Here is a 17,223-nt window from a genome sequence, read left to right as displayed (position 1 = left end):
CTCCTGTACAACCTGCACGCTACAGCAGTGCCTGGTAAATGTCTCTTTTGCTCACGCCACGGTCTTTTGCCACCTTTTTCATGGCGTCCTTTTTATCTATTCCCATTTTCAGGTAATGTTCCATATGATCTTCGATGCTCATCTCTTCCCATTTTGCAGTCTCCTGCTCACGGATCTCCTGTCGGCTCTTTCCTTCCAGCACGATCACACACTCGCCCTTTGGTGTATTTTCTTCATAATAAGCAAGTGCATCTGCAAGCGTCGTCTTGAATACCGTCTCATGCTTCTTCGTCAACTCTCTGCAAATGCTGACATTCCTGTTCCCCAGTGTCTCATTTAACAATTTCAGTGTTCGCACAAGCCGGTGCGGTGCTTCGTATAAGATCATTGTTCTCGTCTCATTTTTTAACTCTTCTAATATGTCCTGACGTTCTTTTTTATCGGTGGGGAAAAATGCTTCAAATGCAAATCTTCTCGTTCCCAGTCCGGAAATGGTAAGCGCGGTGATACATGCAGCCGCTCCCGGAAGTGCCGTCACGGTCACACCCGCTTCGTGACACATTTTCACAAGCTCCTCGCCCGGATCTGAGATACCCGGTGTGCCTGCATCCGTGATAAGTGCAATATCTTCGCCTTCCAGTAATCGTCTTACAAGATAATGTCCCTTATCGATCTTATTATATTCATGATAACTTGTCATCGGTGTCTTTATTTCAAAATGATTTAGAAGCTTGATACTGTTTCTCGTATCCTCCGCCGCGATCAAATCTACTTCGCCCAGCATCCGCACTGCACGAAATGTCATATCTTCCAGGTTGCCGATCGGCGTTGCACATAAATATAAGGTTCCTGCCATCTTCTGTCTCCTTTTTTAATTATAAATTTTTAAATTGAATCCATACAATTCCTGACTGGCAATTCCAGTAAACTTCTCTATCATTCGCCCGGCAGAATCACTTATAAATGACCTGTCGCCTATTCACCTGCGTACAGTTTCAAAAGTTCTTGTGTATAACTGCCATCTTTTTCATATACGATCAACGGTGCCTCCACTGTCATTCTCGGATTACCGCCTTTTCTTCCCTCGATCAGAACCATATTTGGTTCTTTGTCCACATAAGGATATACCAGCCGCATTCTCTTCGGCTCCAGACCATAGTTACACATCTTCGTCATGATCTCCGGCAGTCTGAACGGACGATGCACCATATAAAAACGGCCTTTTACTTTCAGCACTTTCGCACTCTGCGCCAGAACATCATCCAGTGTACACAGTGCTTCATGTCTTGCAATGTACAGTGCTTCTTTTTCATTTTTCAGACCATGCTCTCCGATCATATACGGCGGATTTGTCGTAATAACATCAAAAGAGGCTGGTCCGAATTGTTCCGCCGCCTCTTTTATATCTCCTGTTACAATATCTATCTTGTCTTCCAGACTGTTATACGCTACGCTTCGCCTTGCCATATCTGCACTCTCCGGCTGGATTTCAAGCCCGGTGTAATGCTGTCCCTTATATTTTGCATGTAACAGAATCGGCAGGATGCCCGTTCCCGTTCCCAAATCCAGCGCTCTCTCATTCTTCTTTACATCTGCAAATGCAGATAAGAGCACCGCATCCATCCCGAAACAGAAGCGTCCCGGATTCTGCAATATCTTATACCCTTTGATCTGCAGATCATCCAGCCGTTCTTCCGGTTTTTGATTAATTATCATCTAACTTAGAATCTCCACGTTTTCCTTCCAATGCCTTAAGCTCTGCCATCTCTTCTTTAGATAACTTCTGTTCTTTCTTCCGGCGTCTTGGTTTAAATTTTAATTCGGTTGCTTTGTACTCACGGATCTCTTTTTCATCATTGTCCAGCGTAACAACTACTTTTACAAGCTGACGCAGGACATTCACGGACTGTACATCCCCTCTAAGCCCTTCTGGTGTTGTCACATGATCTCCATTAGATGGTAAATGACTGTTCAGCTCTTCGTAAGTCTCTTCCTCATTCGTCAGACAGCACATCAGTCGTCCGCACACACCTGAAATCTTTGTCGGATTCAAAGAAAGATTCTGCTCTTTTGCCATCTTAATCGATACCGGCGCAAACTCTGATAAATAAGTGTGACAACATAACGGACGTCCGCAGATTCCGATTCCTCCACGGATCTTTGTCTCGTCTCTTACTCCAATCTGACGTAATTCAATTCTCGTACGGAACACACTTGCCAGATCTTTGACCAGTTCACGAAAATCGATTCTTCCATCTGCTGTAAAATAAAACAGCACTTTATTATTGTCAAATGTATACTCCGCATCAATCAGCTTCATCTCCAGACCGTGTTTGCGGATCTTCTCCAAACAAATGCCAAAAGCTTCTTTTTCTTTGTCTCTGTTCTTGGCATCCTTCTTCTTATCTTCTGCGGTTGCAATACGGATCACCGGCTTCAGTGGCTGCATGATCTTGTCATCCTCCACTTCCTTTTCTCCGGTTACAACCGTACCAAATTCTACCCCGCGGGCAGTCTCTACAATTACTTTATCTCCGGTTTGTATATTCAGCTTTCCCGGTGCAAAGAAGTAGATCTTTCCCGCTGTTCTGAATCTTACACCTATTACTTTTGTCATCGTACTAATTCTCCTTTATCGTAAGGAATAAAAGCTCCATAACCAGATCGAAGTTTACATTCGCTTTCAATCTTGTCTTTGCTTTTTCCAGACTTTCTAAAATCAGTTCAATTCCCTCATAGGAACTCTTCTGTGCCTGTTCCTTAATGTATTTTATCTGGTCTTTGAATACCACTTTGTCCAGATCTTTCGTTGCTTTGTACATTAGGACATCACGGTACCAGATCATGATAATATCCAGATAATCTGTGATTTCCAGTTTGTATACAGAAATGTGGCTCACTGCATCCACAATCTCGCTTAACTCCATCTCATGAATGTACTTAAGGAGCTGGATTGCCTCCTCACGGATCTCATTAAAATGATCGGAATTTGCCAGCATGATTGCTTTGCCCATGTTTCCCTGTGCAAATGCAGTACATACTTCCGCTTTGTAGTCCGGAATCTCCAGATTCTCCATCAAATATTTTTTGATCAGTTTATCTTTGATATAACGAAGCTTCAGCATAACGCATCTGGAATTAATCGTCGGAAGCAGAAGTTCCGCATTCTCTGTCAACAGTAAGATTACTGCATACTTCGGCGGTTCCTCGATTGTCTTAAGCAGGGCATTCTGTGCCTGCACCGTCATCTTGTCTGCCTCCGGGATAATATAAATCTTATATGGTCCCTGATATGGTTTGACATCGATCGTATTATTCACTTGAACACGGATATCATCTACACTGATCGTATTCGGCTTGTCATGTGTAACCGTAATAATATCCGGATGATTCCCACTCTCTGCCTGCTTGCAGGAATGACAGTGATTACACGGCTCCGGTCCGTGTTCTTCACATAGAAGTGTCATGGCAAATAATCTCGCCAACAGCTTCTTTCCCGATCCACGCTCTCCATTCAGAATATACGCATGTGAAACGCGATCCTCTGAAATTGCATTATGCAGATATTGAATAATGTCTTTGTGGCCTACCACATCTTTAAAACTTCCCATTTTGTATTTCCCCTATAATTTTTTCTAAACATTGTACCTTATCATCGTTGTAATAGCGTCGGACGATGCCTGCCTCTTCCAGATTCTCTTCGGAAAAATCCTTCTGATCTGCCAGAAATCTCCGGCACATCTCTTCATATTTCGGCTGCTCCTGCTGCCGTTCCCGCGAAAGTGCCCGCGAAAGCCGTTCACCATCTTCCACTTCTATATAGATTGGAACCAGATTCTCTGCTCCATAGCACTTCTTCATTCCGGCATAGGACTCCAGTGTTCCGATAACCAGATAATCATATGCCGCAAGATTTATCTGTCCGTCTTCTATTGTAGCATATTTCCACGCTCCATACACGGTATCATAAGTTCTTTCTTCAATTATTTTTCCGGCTTTCTCAAATCGCTCCAGCTCTTCATCTGTCACAAAATGATACTCTATGCCTTCTTGTTCTCCCTCCCGGATCGGGCGGGTTGTATAGAGCACCAGTGTCTTAAGCTTCGGCAGTGCTTTCAATACTTCTTTATATAAAGTATCTTTCCCGGAAGAACTCTTGCCCATCATATAATATATTTTACCCATGTATTTTATCCTCAATACTCTCTGCATGACTGGTCTGTCCGGTTATTATCCGTATATCTTTGGACATGCATACTCTCTTCATAATTTTAACAAATCACGGAAATTATAGCAAGTTTTAATACGTTATAATAGGGTGTCGCCAGATAAGTCCTGCCACACCCCAGATCTTGTTCCTTACTGCTAAGTTCGCTTACGCCATGAATTCTTCCAGAATCTGTCGGATCAGGACATCCTTGTCCACCGACTTTTTCTCTTCTTTTTCTTCTTTCTTTTCTTCCTTTTCTTCCTTTTGCCTCAGAATACTCTCTTCCGACGAATCCCCTTTCGACAGTTCTTTCCGGATTGGGGTAACTGTTGCGTTTGCTGCCACTATATTTTCATTTTCTGGATATTTATTTGCAAATGTCTCTGTACCTGTCGTTCCGGCTTTCTCCATCATCATATCTGTACACGTCCCCACATTTTTTTCTGCAGACATGTCCACTCCTACAACTGAACTTTCTCCATTCACTGCCATATTCTTGCTCATACTAACATCTACACTCGCTGCGACCACTTTCTCTTTCATTTTCTGGCTCTCTTCCTTCTCTTTCCGGTAAGCCTTTTCATACCGGTGCAAACAGATATTTTCCAGATAGTCAACCATATAGTTTCTTGCTACCTGCAGCTTATATTTTTCATCTGTTGTCAGATGAAAAAGAAACACAAAAATTCCTGCACCGATCCCAATTGCACCTGTCTTAAGTACCACATCCGTCATTCCTCCATCCTGCACATACTGAAGTCCTGCTCCGGTCACTCCGCAGCAAATACATAAAACTGCCGATATCCGCTCCATTCTCCGAAGCGTATGTAAACGTATCCCCAGCACCCGGTATTCATACAGGTACTTATCCACAAAAACGCCTACATTTTCCACCTTCTCACTGATCATACAGGCATGCTCAAATTTCGCCCGCACCAGCCGGATAAACGGATGTGTACTTTTATTCATATTTCCCGCTCCATACACCAGTTTTCTGAGCGTCGCATCGACCACACATTTACTCCCGATCCCCAATGCCATAAACACTCCCGCAATTATCAGCAGCACTTGTTTTTCTACTATCATTTTCAACATAAAAAAGCCCTCCTTTTCTAAGCATTATAATTGAAATCTTAGAGGAGGGCCGAAAATTCGTTCCCCAGTATTCGACATGCATCTGTCGCATACTGTCCGATTTTCTTTTCTTATGTCACAAAATAATTTCTGACTTATCTACATAGATGTCAGCATTTCCTGTACAAGCTTGATATTACGGGCAATTGCCATCTTTTCAAACTCCGGATAGTCAACATGTGCGCTGTTGTCGGCTTTGTCCGAAATAGCACGAATAATGACATACGAAACTTTGTTCAGATATGCGGCATGCGCAATCGCAGCCCCTTCCATTTCTGTACAGTAAGCATGGAAATTATTTACAATCTTATCTTTTGCTTCCTGGCTTGCAATAAACTGATCACCGCTCGCCACCGTTCCGACAAATGTATGAATATCCGGATTTACCTTTTCATTTGCCGCTTTTGCAAGCCTGATCAGATGCTCGTCTGCCGGGAATGCCAGTGTATCCATACGCGGCACCTGTCCAATCGGATCACCAAATTCTGTCGCATCCATATCGTGATGCAGTGCTTCTTTGGACACTACAACGTCCCCGATATCAATCTTCGCGTTCAGTGATCCCGCAATTCCCGTGTTGATCAATGCGTTTACGCCGAATTTATCTACCAGAATCTGCGCACAGATTCCTGCATTTACTTTACCGATTCCACTGCGGACAATCACAACTTCCTTCCCGCATAAAACGCCTTTACAAAATGTCATAGATGCGTACTCTGTTACAGACTCGACCTGCATCGCTTCTTTTAATGCAGCGACTTCTTCTTCCATTGCTCCGATAATACCTATCATAATTTCGTTCCTCTCTTCATAATTTAAAAATAATTTTATTATAATCCTGCCTTGTATTCTGTATAAAACAGAAAATGCATACTCATACAACCTGAGATTTCAGTATAACACAGGAACGGTTAATTTTAAAAGATTTCCTGTAGCTTTTCTTTTCCAACTCTGTTATAATGCGCATTGGATACTTTCATCCACATTAATATATCAGGAGGTAATTACCATGGATTATAGACCAACCGGTGTCTGTTCCCAGTTAATTCACGTTGAACTTGACGGAACTACCATCAAAAACGTTGAATTTCTCGGCGGATGCAACGGAAATACAAAAGGACTCAGCAGTCTCGTTCGCGGAATGGATGCTAACGAAGCAATTTCCCGCTTAGAGGGAATCACCTGCGGCAGCAAAGCAACATCCTGCCCAGATCAGCTTGCACATGCGCTTCGCCAGGCATTAAACGAGAACTAGGACATCCATCCTGCTTTATTAAAAACTTAAACAGCATTTTTTTACCAGCCATTCTTCGAAAAAGACAGCATTGATTCGTTACTTTTCCGGAGGGTGGCTGGTTTTCTAAATGATATTCTCTAAATTCTGTTCGCAAGCCCACTAAGATCCAGTTTATATATTGTATTTTCCATCTTCTTCTCTTCCAAAAACATAATCATATAAATCGGCATATAAACTTTCCGTCCGACAGTCTCAACATTTCCTTCTGAGAAAATATATCCTTCTGAAATCTGATATTCCTCACATTCCAGCACGTTATTTAACGCGGAATGACGTTTATAATCTTTTCCCGATTTAATTTCCAACGGAACTACTTTTCCATCCAGTTCTATTACAAAGTCCAGTTCTCCTTGCTTTTTGCTATTAAAATAATATTCTTTATGCCCTTTTGCTAATAGTTCCTGTGCGACCATATTTTCAAATAGTGCACCATTGTTGATGGCTTTATCTTTATTTAATATCGACATTTTCACCTGATTTGAATACCGGCTTGTCAGCAATCCTACATCCGAGAAAAATAATTTGAACAGATTGCGGTTCTCGCTTATCACCAGCGGAAGCTTCGGTTCACTGATATTATATACAGGTATCGCAACTCCTGCATCTTTCAGCCACAGGAAATCATTTTCAACATCATACATGATTTCATCCATTTTTCCAACCCATTTTTGGCTATTTTCATCCACTTTTCCAACCTGTTTTTAGCTGTTTTCATCCACTTTTCTAACCTGTTTTTGACCGTTTTTATCCACTTTACAACTTTTTGCGAATTTTCCATCAAAAAAGCTGCCATTACGGCAGCTTTTTCGCTTATCTTTTCACTTGTCTTTTTTCAATTTTAGAATCTTATGCGGGGACTGCGCCGAACGCCAAGCTTCCAATAAGTCCTAACTTTGTTTGCATGCGGTTGAAAAACTCGGTAAACTGAAATATTCTCTTTCTTTTAAAAATATTATTGACAGTTTCTTCAGACGCCTTTCCACTCAGCGCCCGGCGCAGTCCCCGCATTGCACATGTTCCTTTGTTAAATTAGTTTTTGGTTTCCTTATACTTGTTTTCTTTATACTTATTTTCTTTTTTAAAGCTCAAGGATACTCTTTTTTTCAATAAAAACACCGTTTGTAAAGCTACTGCTTATATCCTCATTAGCTGAATGTACACATCGAACCCGGTAATACCAGTCCCCTTCAACATCCATCTGTTTCCATGAGGATAGATTATCTGTATTTTCATCAAACTTCTGCCAACTTTCATAAAATTCCCATTCTGTAGCACCTTCCTTGGCACGTTCCACCATAACCGCTACACCAATGCGCTCTACTGTATGCGATGCTATTGTTGATCCTCCTGCATATAACTTTTCCGGTCCCATCCTCCGAATTTTGGAATATCCAGTCATCAAATCTTCACCACGCATCACTTTTACTGGCGTTGTACCTTCAGCTTCCTCTTCATGAGTCAGATATGACTCACCAATCTTTTTCTCACCTTCTGCTTTTACTGATAATGTACTGTTCCATATTAAACAGGTCAGCATTAACATTACCAGTAGAAGTGAATATCTTTTTCGATTCTTTTTTTCCATCAGCACCTCCAATCTCATGTATCCTCCATGTTCTCCTCATATCCCATCCTCTATATATAAAGACACATAAGTCTGGAAAAACTGACGCGTATTTTAAGAAAAATATAATTTTTTTAAAATATTATTAAAATCTTTTTTCGGCATTACGCCTGTCAGATAATACCTAACACCTAAATATTTAAATTTTGCAACATATCTTTTTTCTTTAGATTTTGATACTTTATATTCATGTATACTTATATTTACTCCATTTACTTTCTCCATGTATTTTCCTACTTCTATATCATCCACATCTATTCCCATAGAATTATTTGATTGTGTCATACTAATTGTATACAGAATATTTTCTTCTTTGTATTGATACATAATTTCAGAAATCTGTGCCCTCTTTTCTAACTTTGTCCATTTATACTTGAAACCATCTGGACGATCTATAATTCTCACCGGCTCAATTCCCAACTCATCCTTTATTTTCTGGTATGCCTTTTCCTCATTTTCTTCTTTAATCACCAAATTATCTTTATTTGAATCCACCTGCTCTACTTCTCGACTGCCGACATTTCTCTTCATCATCTCCATCACCCGTTCAGGTCCTCCAAAGCTGGTAACTCCGATTCCGCCTGCAAGCAGAACTATAACAACTGCTGCCGCCACCCGCGAAAGATATGCCTTTCTCCTGGAGCTTTGCTTTTTCTCATCTGTTCCGGCACTCAGCTCTCCTTCTTCTGTCTCCTTGTTTGCTCCGAATCCTGTTTCTCCTTCTTCCGTCTCCTTATCTGCTCCGGCTTTCGGCTCTTCCGTTTCCTTATCTGCTCTGACTTTCGTCGCTTCCGTTTCCTTATCTACCCTGACTTTCGTTGCTTCCGTTTCGTTATCTTTGCCAGATTTCCGATTCTCTTTTTCTATCGTTTCCATTCCGATTTTCAAGGCTTCCTGATACTCTTTCGGCAATTGCTCGCAGATTTTCTGCACCTCACGGGCATCTATTTCTTTCTGGATATTTTCACGTATTCTTTCTTTCTGTTCATTGGTCATCGGCGGAAGATTCGCTGCTGCTACGTTGCGCCGGATCTCATCAGCTTCCCGCTCCAAATCATCCAGGATCATCCGATCAAATGGATCTTTGCTTTCTTTCATGTTTTTCCTGTTCCCTTTCTCTCTCAAAAATCAATGAACTTTTTTCTTTCTCTTGACCTATTTTCCCTGTAACGTATAATATATAGGTACAGAGGTCTGTCATGTTTTCAGACCTGACATCAATTATAGTACATTTATTATATAGTATAACTACCACAAAGGTAAATGCTAAAATCTGGGAGGTCACTATGAAACGAATTATTTTAACCGGAGGCGGTACGGCAGGTCACGTTACTCCTAATATTGCACTGCTTCCTCGTTTAAAAGAATTGCAATACGATATCCACTATATCGGCTCTTACAACGGAATTGAGAAAGAACTGATCGAGCAGTTTGGAATCCCATATCACGGGATTGCAACCGGTAAGTTAAGACGTTATTTCAGCGTTCAGAATTTTACAGATCCATTCCGTGTTCTCAAAGGTCTTGGAGATGCAAGGAAACTTGTCAAGATCCTGAAGCCGGACGTTATTTTCTCCAAAGGTGGATTTGTATCCGTACCTGTTGTTCTGGCTGGTAAGAGTTGTCATGTTCCTTCCATTATTCATGAATCTGATATGACACCGGGACTTGCGAACAAGTTATCCTTTTCCGCTGCAACAAAGATTTGCTGCAATTTTCCGGAGACACTTCGCTATCTGCCGGAAGGCAAAGCGGTTCTTACCGGATCACCGATCCGCCAGGAACTGTTAATCGGTGATAAGTTCAAAGCCAGAGAATTTCTCGGTTTCACATCTGACAAACCTGTTATCCTCATCATCGGCGGAAGTCTTGGCGCTGTTGCAGTCAACAATGCAGTCCGTGCCATCCTTCCACAGTTATTGAAGAAATATCAGGTCATCCATCTGTGCGGTAAAGGACGTCTTGATCCTACACTGAATCACTTAGATGGTTATATGCAGTACGAATATATCAAAGACGAACTGAAGGATCTGTTTGCAATGGCAGATGTTGTTATTTCCCGTGCCGGAGCGAACGCTATCTGCGAACTTCTTGCTTTACATAAGCCGAACATCCTGATCCCACTTCCGGCAAGCGCCAGCCGTGGAGACCAGATCCTGAATGCCCGTTCATTTGAACGCCAGGGCTTCAGCGTTGTTCTGGAAGAAGAGACGATGACAAACGAGAGCCTTCTGGCAACGGTAGATCAGGTATATGAGAACCGTCAGAAATACATCGATGCCATGAAGCAGTCCTCTCAGCAGAACTCTATCGATACGATCATCGATCTGATTGAATCGGTCAGCCGCAAGCGTAAATAATAGGTATATAAAAAGCAGGCCATACAGGCAAATTCCTGTTGCGACCTGCTTTTCTTATACCTTTTGTCCTATAGATTAGCCTTTTCTTATGCCTCGTCTAAATAGCGATATCTCTTCTCGTAATTTTTACGAATCCATTTCTTCGCACGATATAGCATGCTGTGTAACACTTCCAGCGAAATGCCCATCTCACGTGCCACTTCTTTCTGTGGCTTTTCAAGCAAATAGACCGCCATTATGGCATCATACCAGCGTTTATTTTCCTCAAATAATCTCAGATAGATTTCATCCGCCAGTTCTTTTCGCTTTGTCCTGTCAAACTCAGTCATATAACATGTTTCCAGACTGTCTCCGACTTCATTATCATACAGAAGTTCATCTATCAGTGTTTCCCGTGCATAATCTCTTTTGTAATTTAATGCCATGTGCTTTGTTGTTATTAAAAGCCACGAATTCACGGACTGCATATTCACGTTATCCATATTATCGTACAGCTTAATAAATACACACTGCGTAATCTCTTCAGCCTGATAATGATTTTGGGTGTAATAACACGCTGTACGATACACATATTCAAGATTAGATTCATAAATTGCATCAAACGCTTGTTTCCCAATTGATCGTACGTTCATACACCTCACCCATCTTTCCTTTATAACTATAACTTATCCTTTGTTGCCTGCTTTTTATGATACCTGCAGATTATTCTGTAACGTACACACATTCTCTGCCTCTTGTATCTTATTTTATCTTAGACAGGATATCTTCCTTGTCCTCATCTGTAAGCTCGCCCATCTTCCAGCCAAGACCTACCTCATCGCCTTTGTTTCTCGGAATCAGATGCATATGGAAATGAAATACTGTCTGTCCGGCAGCTTCTCCGTTATTCTGTACAATGTTGTACCCATCACATCCAAGAATGTCTGTCATCTTAGTGATCATCTTTTTCGCCAGTACGAGTACTTTTGATGCTACAGAATCATCCAGCTCATACAGATTCGCATAGTGTTGCTTTGGAAGGATCAGTGCATGTCCTTTTGCAGCCGGGCTTGCGTCCAGAATCACACGAAAATCCTCATCCTCATATAAAGTTGCTGTCGGGATCTCCCCATTTGCCAGTTTACAAAAAATACAATTATCATCTCTCATAATGTCTTCTTCCTTTCTATAAATGTAATTGATTATTTTAACCGCCAATGCTAAACTGAGTAATCAGAAAGGAGGCGGTAAGTATTATGTTTACGCAGACAGACTACGACAAATTACAACAGATCATGGCAGAAAGCCCTGAGAAAAAGGAACTTCTCACCCGACTTCTCTCCCATCACCGTATGGAGATCAGTACCATCAGTCATGAAATCCGCAACCCGCTTACGCTGGTATACAGTAACCTGCAGTTTCTGGAAAATGAATTTCCTGAACTTCTTCCCTCGAAGCACTGGAAGAACATGCACCAGGATGTTGAATATATGAAACAACTTCTGGAGGAACTCTCCGATTTTAATAACGGAGACCGCCTGTCTCTTCAGTCACTCGACACGAATACCTTCCTCCGGAGTGTTGCTCTTTCTTTTGCTACATCCATCCTGGATACCGATATTCAAATGACTTCTAAAATTCCGCCTGCGCTTCCGGTTATTCAGGCTGATCCGGTAAAACTGCGTCAACTGTTACTGAATCTCTTAACAAATGCAAAAGCTGCTGTACTCAGTCCGGCTTTGAAAAACCCGGAACAGCTTCCTTCCATTTTTCTGGAAGCCCGTCTTGCAAAACAGTCTCTTGTAATCGAGATCCGGGACAATGGCTGCGGTATCACATCGGAACAACGTGATAAGATCTTTGAGCCATTCGTCACTTATAAAAAAGATGGAACCGGTCTTGGCCTTGCGCTGGCACGGAGAATTGCCACGTCCCATGGCGGAACACTTACTGTCTCCTCAGTCCCAGGCACTTTCACGGTATTTACGCTTTCTCTTCCAGTACAATAACACTGCAAGAACGAGACCGGATATCAGACCACCAATGTGTGCGAAATTATCCACACCGCCACTGGTAAATCCATAGTACAGACTCAATATGATCATAAATAGAATGCCGCGACCGGTAATCGTTCCAATCCGGCCGCGGTTACGAATTGCTACATATAAAATTGCTCCCACAATCCCGAAGATTGCGCCGGATGCGCCTGCGGATACCGCATAATCACCCGTTTGCATATCCCAGAGTGCTGATAAGATATTCCCACTCAGCCCACTTAAGAAATATATGATCAAAAACTTAATCTTTCCAATCTCACCTTCCAGATTCCATCCTATAACAAGCAACATTACCATATTATTCGCAAGATGATCGAATCCAAAATGCATAAACATGCTCGTAAACAATCGATAGTATTCTCCACGATTTATAATATAAGGAATATACATGGCTCCATGTCCAAGCATAAACTCCGCATCCTCGGTCATTCCTTTTGCTGTCAGTACAAAGAATACAATAATATTTGCCAGAATCAATAAAACTGTACAGGGCGCTTTTTCCTGTTTATATCTCATTTAGTCAGACCACACTTTCAAATTATCTGATATCTTTTCTTGAGTATAGCATATATTACATATAAAAATCAAAATTTCTTTTACAATTCCATCCATAATTGTATCTATAATTCTTCCTCTTCAATATGAAGATCATCCCATTCACCCCAGCGTGGCTTCTTGTGTTTTCTAAGGAAACGCCTTACCGGTGTCCACAGATTCTCCGTCTCTTCCATGATCAGACTTCCCATCTCCTGCTCTGCGATCCAGTCATGTTCTCTCGTATCATACCGCACTTCCTCTTTTTCCCACAGATTCCTCCTGTTTTGCACCTCCTTTTTCTGTATCTCTCTGTCCTCATTCTCTCTGGTTTCTTTTCGCTCATCCTCCTGATAGAGAATCTTTGTCATAATCTTATCCAGGCTGTAATTTTCTTCCATCGTCTCTCTATGCAGAAAAAAGATCGTCTGTACACTTTCCTCCTCCTGATAATCTGCATGTTTTACAAAATACTCCGTCAATTCATGCAGGTCTTTCCATAATTCCGATGTCTTCGGTGGATAATAGCAGAAATAAAACTGCTCCTCCTCATAAAAAATATATTCCGGGTTTAATAATATACAATGAATGTCCAACAGATATTTTTGCACTTCCTCAAGCGCCATACTTAAACATTCCAGAAATATTTTTATGTCTTTCGCACTGATTTCATTTCGCTCATACATTGCCCGCATAGAAATCTTGCCGCTCACATTATAATCATAGCAACTTCGCCCGTTAAATCCTCTACCTCTCACCGGCAATATTCCTATAATTTCATTACTCATCAGCATACACATCTGATAATCTTCTTTGTATTCTGTCTCTTCCTCAATTGTTATTTTTCGCTCCATTTGCCAATTCCTCCAGTTTCTTTTTCTCCCGGATCTTCCTTTCCGGTTCTGTAACGGCAGCACATTTTCGGACCGCTACTTTGAATTTTCCTTTTTTCGCGGTTACCGTCACTTCTATCTCTTCTTTTCCGACGGTTACATTTGCTCGACCCGTTGGAAATAAAACGCATTTTTTTCTTATCCGCTCTCTGTATAATGCCTGTAATTTTCCTGTTTCTACGCCATCTTTTTCCCTTGCCTTTGTACTTCCGACCACTGCTGTCTCATATGCTGCCGCACCGAGAATATTTTTATCATGATAGTAAAAAACTGCCAAAATACACCCCATGATCAGAAATAATATCATCGGCATTAAGAAAGACATCTCTACGGTCATGCTTCCTGATAATTTTCTTCTTTTCAAACTTCTGCCTCCTCTCAGCTTTGTCTTCTCCCAGCTCTATTTCCAACTGACCAGATATAATATATATCCACATGTCAGAAATGGATAAAAGGGAAGTACATACTTACGGGATATTTTCTTCATCCCCACAGTTCCTTGCGCCATACCCTTTCCCCGGATACTGTAATAACTAAGTAACACGACCGCAGCCAGTGCGAGAAGAAAAAATGCACCAGAGAGTACAATCAGCAATTTCCAGATTCCCAGATAAATTCCAAGCAACAGAATCATGATGCTGTCTCCATATCCTATTCCTTCACCTGTCAGTCTGCTGATCCCAAGGAAGCATAATCCGACTGCAATTCCACCGCCAAGAATCCAGACATTACATTTTCCATAGCATATCTGAAAAATGACTGCTCCAATTCCCGCTGCCGCAAGAAGCTCTCCAGACACTTTCCGATATAATAAATCCGTAACAGACATACCTGCCAGAATCCCAAGGCAGACCATCTGACTTATTTTCCACATTTTGAACACACTCCTTTTCCTGCTGCCTCCGACACCGGAATGGCATATACTGTACGCTTTAGTCCACTGCACAAGACAGAACTGTGATACCGGTTTCCATAATTGGTAATAAATACCGATCCTGCATTTGCCGGATGACAGTGCTCGCAAGGATGATACTTTCCACCACTGCTGTTGCGCAGAGTATCCAGTTGTCCATTTGACACACTCTTAATCGTCAGATCCAGATAAGCACAGTGATAATCCCTGTGGTAAACCATTCCTGTTTCTGTGATATATACCGTTTCTTTCTGCTGATCTCCAAATCCTTCTTTTTCATAACCAGTCCACACCTTGATCTTTAATTCCACACCACATGTAATCGTAGGGATGGAAAACATCGGAATTGGAACACGAATCCTGTATTCCGCCTGTAGATTCGCAATTCCTGTCCGTATTGACATCTGCGAATGACTGCAGTCGATTCCTGCACTGCCACCTTCCACAATACTTCTCTCTAACCGATCAGCACCGATTCCTTCAATCACTTCCTTTTCCAATTGCTTCGTCTGCATAAAAGGTTTTATGGCATATTCCTGCGCTGCCCTTTTTCCTGCGTACTGCAGTCCGCTTCGCACTGCCGTCTGCACTGCCATCATCTCCATCAAATACAAAAGACAGACTACTGCAAGGAAAAATATCGGCACTGCTATAGCCGCCTCAACTGTGATACTTCCTTTTCGAGAGGTGAAGACAGATACTCTTTCAGACGATGTCCGTTCGATAGGTCTTAAGGGGAGTTTATAATTTTTTATCATGGCACGAATCCTTCTCCTTTCTTCGTTCTATGAAAAGTTTTTCTTTATTTGTCCGAAAGAGCATCTGTCTTCACCCCTAGCGATATCCATAGTAAGTTGGAAACTGATAAGTAATCCCACGCCGCAGTTTACAGGTACTTTTCATTTCTATCTTGCTGATGCACTGGTCTGCACGGAAGAAAACAAGTCCGAACCGCCCCCGCAATGTACCTTCGATCATATCCAGTGCACGAAGTCCTAATTTCTCCTTACTCGTGAGAAATAACAACATGCGCACATAGTCCCGGTATCCCAGTCCTTCTTTGCAGTCTTTTCCATCATTCAAATCTCCGTCTTCACCTAATTTCAACAATCCCGCCAGAGATAACTGCCAGTTTTCATCTGATTTGACAAGCGGTATCTTCCCTCCTCCCAGCAGGCTTCGTATATCTACAAGCGACTCTCCATACGCCCATGCAAGAAGAATTACCTGCGCTGCCGCCTCTGTTACCGCCGGAACTGCAAGAACCGCACAAAGCGATAATGCCATCGCCTTCGCTTCTGCTTTTTTTGCAGCATTTCCTTGCAAATATATATAATTAGGAACAAAACGTAACATCAGCAGTTTCTTTACAACAGCTTCCAGATTCTCCCGGTCGCTTCCTTTTCCTTCCAGAAAATACTCCAACTGGTAATCCAGCAGGTCTCCTTTCTGTCCTGCTTTTGTTGCATCAGGGAAATGTTCCATTAGATATTCTCCCAAAAGCAGATGATCTAATTTTCCAATTCCTTCCGATACATCCGAGAAGTCACCATAACCCTCTCTTTTTCCTCTGTATTCCAGTGTGTCCGCCAGGTTCATCTGCTTGTTAGATACTTCTTTTCCTTTCGGCATCACCAATTCCGGAAGAGACGACTTTTTAAGACCTGCTACATGGGCAATCGGATTATCTTTCTCTGGAAGTTCTCCTTCATTTTCTTCTAATAACTGATCCAGTTCTCCCTGCTGTTTCTTCTCATTTTCTTCGTATTTTCCCGCTTCTTCTTCCTGTGTTTTCCAGTCTGCGCTTTTTCCTGTCAGGTCTTTCACTTTATCCATTCCATACTTCTCTTCCATATAAACCGCCACCTGTTCAAGAAAAGGTTGTCCGCCATGATCCGTCAAAAGGCTGAGCCGTTTCACAGACTGTTCCATTCCTTCAGCCCCATAAAATTCCAGCCGTTTCTTTATATTTCTTTCGCCATACGTCCCTGTTTCATAAGTTGCTTCCAATGCAAAAATCTCATATTCATCCAGAAGTTCTTTCTGATACTCTGCAAATACGGACTCCATTGCCCGGTTCATATCCGCACGCCTGTAATTTTTTGCCATCTGTACGGAGGCACTTTCCATAATGCCCCCGACAAATGATATAAACAGAATAAATATCAGGCTAAGATAGGCTGTCACTTCTCCTTTTTTTGCACCTGACACCATCATTCTAT

Annotated in this window: 21 protein-coding genes; 3 read left to right on the top strand and 18 right to left on the bottom strand. The window is 41.9% G+C overall.

All coding sequences use genetic code 11. The annotated features are described in order from the left end of the window. Positions 1–19: 19 nt before the first annotated feature. The 7 genes from rsmI to H8S07_RS02780 form a co-directional block, all read right to left on the bottom strand. Positions 20–856 (bottom strand): 16S rRNA (cytidine(1402)-2'-O)-methyltransferase, encoded by an 837-nt coding sequence (gene rsmI / locus H8S07_RS02810; RefSeq protein WP_186855373.1) that lies wholly within the window; start codon positions 854–856, stop codon positions 20–22. A gap of 119 nt (positions 857–975) precedes the next feature. Next, a complete protein-coding gene (locus tag H8S07_RS02805) occupies positions 976–1,716 on the bottom strand; it encodes a tRNA1(Val) (adenine(37)-N6)-methyltransferase (RefSeq protein WP_021860430.1) in 741 nt (246 codons plus the stop codon). After that, positions 1,706–2,617, bottom strand: a complete 912-nt coding sequence (locus H8S07_RS02800; RefSeq protein ID WP_021860431.1) for a PSP1 domain-containing protein — start codon at positions 2,615–2,617, stop codon at positions 1,706–1,708. Before H8S07_RS02800 ends, H8S07_RS02805 begins: the two co-directional genes overlap by 11 nt. Before the next feature lie 4 nt (positions 2,618–2,621). Beyond that, positions 2,622–3,611, bottom strand: coding sequence for a DNA polymerase III subunit delta' (holB, locus tag H8S07_RS02795; RefSeq protein ID WP_021860432.1), 990 nt, complete (start codon positions 3,609–3,611; stop codon positions 2,622–2,624). Beyond that, the gene (locus H8S07_RS02790; protein ID WP_021860433.1) at positions 3,598–4,185 is read right to left on the bottom strand and encodes a nucleoside/nucleotide kinase family protein; all 588 of its coding nucleotides are present in this window, start codon (positions 4,183–4,185) and stop codon (positions 3,598–3,600) included. Before H8S07_RS02790 ends, holB begins: the two co-directional genes overlap by 14 nt. Positions 4,186–4,375: 190 nt before the next feature. Then, positions 4,376–5,305 carry a hypothetical protein gene (locus H8S07_RS02785; protein ID WP_186855372.1) on the bottom strand — a complete coding sequence of 310 codons (930 nt, stop codon included), beginning with the start codon at positions 5,303–5,305 and terminating at the stop codon, positions 4,376–4,378. A 138-nt stretch (positions 5,306–5,443) separates the two neighbouring features. Next, a complete protein-coding gene (locus H8S07_RS02780; protein WP_118288133.1) occupies positions 5,444–6,136 on the bottom strand; it encodes a 5'-methylthioadenosine/adenosylhomocysteine nucleosidase in 693 nt (230 codons plus the stop codon). A gap of 217 nt (positions 6,137–6,353) precedes the next feature. Between H8S07_RS02780 and H8S07_RS02775 the strand changes: the two genes are divergently transcribed. Continuing rightward, positions 6,354–6,599 carry a TIGR03905 family TSCPD domain-containing protein gene (locus H8S07_RS02775; RefSeq protein WP_021860436.1) on the top strand — a complete coding sequence of 82 codons (246 nt, stop codon included), beginning with the start codon at positions 6,354–6,356 and terminating at the stop codon, positions 6,597–6,599. 119 nt (positions 6,600–6,718) lie between these two features. Here the strand turns inward: H8S07_RS02775 and H8S07_RS02770 are convergent, their stop codons facing one another. The 3 genes from H8S07_RS02770 to H8S07_RS02760 all read right to left on the bottom strand — a co-directional run bounded on the left by H8S07_RS02770 (position 6,719) and on the right by H8S07_RS02760 (position 9,363). Next, positions 6,719–7,327, bottom strand: a complete 609-nt coding sequence (locus tag H8S07_RS02770) for a DUF4143 domain-containing protein (RefSeq protein WP_243059811.1) — start codon at positions 7,325–7,327, stop codon at positions 6,719–6,721. A 392-nt stretch (positions 7,328–7,719) separates the two neighbouring features. After that, on the bottom strand, positions 7,720–8,226 hold the full coding sequence (locus H8S07_RS02765; protein ID WP_118288162.1) for a DUF6147 family protein: 507 nt from the start codon (positions 8,224–8,226) through the stop codon (positions 7,720–7,722). 93 nt (positions 8,227–8,319) lie between these two features. Beyond that, on the bottom strand, positions 8,320–9,363 hold the full coding sequence (locus tag H8S07_RS02760) for a DUF4367 domain-containing protein (RefSeq protein WP_118288134.1): 1,044 nt from the start codon (positions 9,361–9,363) through the stop codon (positions 8,320–8,322). Positions 9,364–9,551: 188 nt separating this feature from the next. On the opposite strand from H8S07_RS02760, the gene H8S07_RS02755 reads away from it, so the two are divergent. Further along, entirely contained in the window at positions 9,552–10,625 is a 1,074-nt protein-coding gene (locus H8S07_RS02755) for an undecaprenyldiphospho-muramoylpentapeptide beta-N-acetylglucosaminyltransferase (protein ID WP_118288135.1), read from the top strand. Positions 10,626–10,711: 86 nt separating this feature from the next. Here the strand turns inward: H8S07_RS02755 and H8S07_RS02750 are convergent, their stop codons facing one another. Together H8S07_RS02750 and H8S07_RS02745 are read right to left on the bottom strand one after the other, a co-directional pair. Continuing rightward, the gene (locus H8S07_RS02750) at positions 10,712–11,257 is read right to left on the bottom strand and encodes an RNA polymerase sigma factor (RefSeq protein ID WP_118288136.1); all 546 of its coding nucleotides are present in this window, start codon (positions 11,255–11,257) and stop codon (positions 10,712–10,714) included. A 109-nt stretch (positions 11,258–11,366) separates the two neighbouring features. After that, positions 11,367–11,774, bottom strand: coding sequence for an HIT family protein (locus tag H8S07_RS02745; RefSeq protein ID WP_118288137.1), 408 nt, complete (start codon positions 11,772–11,774; stop codon positions 11,367–11,369). An 86-nt stretch (positions 11,775–11,860) separates the two neighbouring features. Here H8S07_RS02745 and H8S07_RS02740 point away from each other — a divergent pair, with 86 nt between their 5' ends. Then, positions 11,861–12,613, top strand: a complete 753-nt coding sequence (locus tag H8S07_RS02740; protein WP_021860443.1) for a sensor histidine kinase — start codon at positions 11,861–11,863, stop codon at positions 12,611–12,613. On the opposite strand, the gene H8S07_RS02735 is transcribed toward H8S07_RS02740, so the two are convergent. The 6 genes from H8S07_RS02735 to H8S07_RS02710 all read right to left on the bottom strand — a co-directional run bounded on the left by H8S07_RS02735 (position 12,563) and on the right by H8S07_RS02710 (position 17,218). Next, complete coding sequence (locus tag H8S07_RS02735; protein WP_118288138.1) at positions 12,563–13,177, bottom strand: rhomboid family intramembrane serine protease; 615 nt, start codon at positions 13,175–13,177, stop codon at positions 12,563–12,565. The genes H8S07_RS02740 and H8S07_RS02735 overlap by 51 nt on opposite strands. Positions 13,178–13,281: 104 nt before the next feature. Beyond that, positions 13,282–14,049, bottom strand: coding sequence for a DUF6382 domain-containing protein (locus H8S07_RS02730; protein ID WP_186855371.1), 768 nt, complete (start codon positions 14,047–14,049; stop codon positions 13,282–13,284). Continuing rightward, the gene (locus H8S07_RS02725; RefSeq protein WP_226976880.1) at positions 14,027–14,452 is read right to left on the bottom strand and encodes a TadE family protein; all 426 of its coding nucleotides are present in this window, start codon (positions 14,450–14,452) and stop codon (positions 14,027–14,029) included. The genes H8S07_RS02730 and H8S07_RS02725 overlap by 23 nt, the downstream gene beginning before the upstream one ends. A gap of 36 nt (positions 14,453–14,488) precedes the next feature. Next, entirely contained in the window at positions 14,489–14,962 is a 474-nt protein-coding gene (locus H8S07_RS02720) for an A24 family peptidase (protein WP_207722380.1), read from the bottom strand. Continuing rightward, a complete protein-coding gene (locus H8S07_RS02715; protein ID WP_021860448.1) occupies positions 14,950–15,759 on the bottom strand; it encodes a TadE/TadG family type IV pilus assembly protein in 810 nt (269 codons plus the stop codon). The genes H8S07_RS02720 and H8S07_RS02715 overlap by 13 nt, the downstream gene beginning before the upstream one ends. A 76-nt stretch (positions 15,760–15,835) precedes the next feature. After that, positions 15,836–17,218, bottom strand: coding sequence for a DUF5702 domain-containing protein (locus H8S07_RS02710; RefSeq protein WP_243175951.1), 1,383 nt, complete (start codon positions 17,216–17,218; stop codon positions 15,836–15,838). Positions 17,219–17,223 lie beyond the last annotated feature (5 nt).

Origin of the sequence: Dorea hominis, from assembly GCF_014287705.1 — a bacterium.
Lineage (GTDB): Bacteria > Bacillota > Clostridia > Lachnospirales > Lachnospiraceae > Dorea_D > Dorea_D hominis.
Note: the sequence above shows the minus strand (reverse complement) of the source record. Positions and strands in the feature narration are given on the sequence as shown.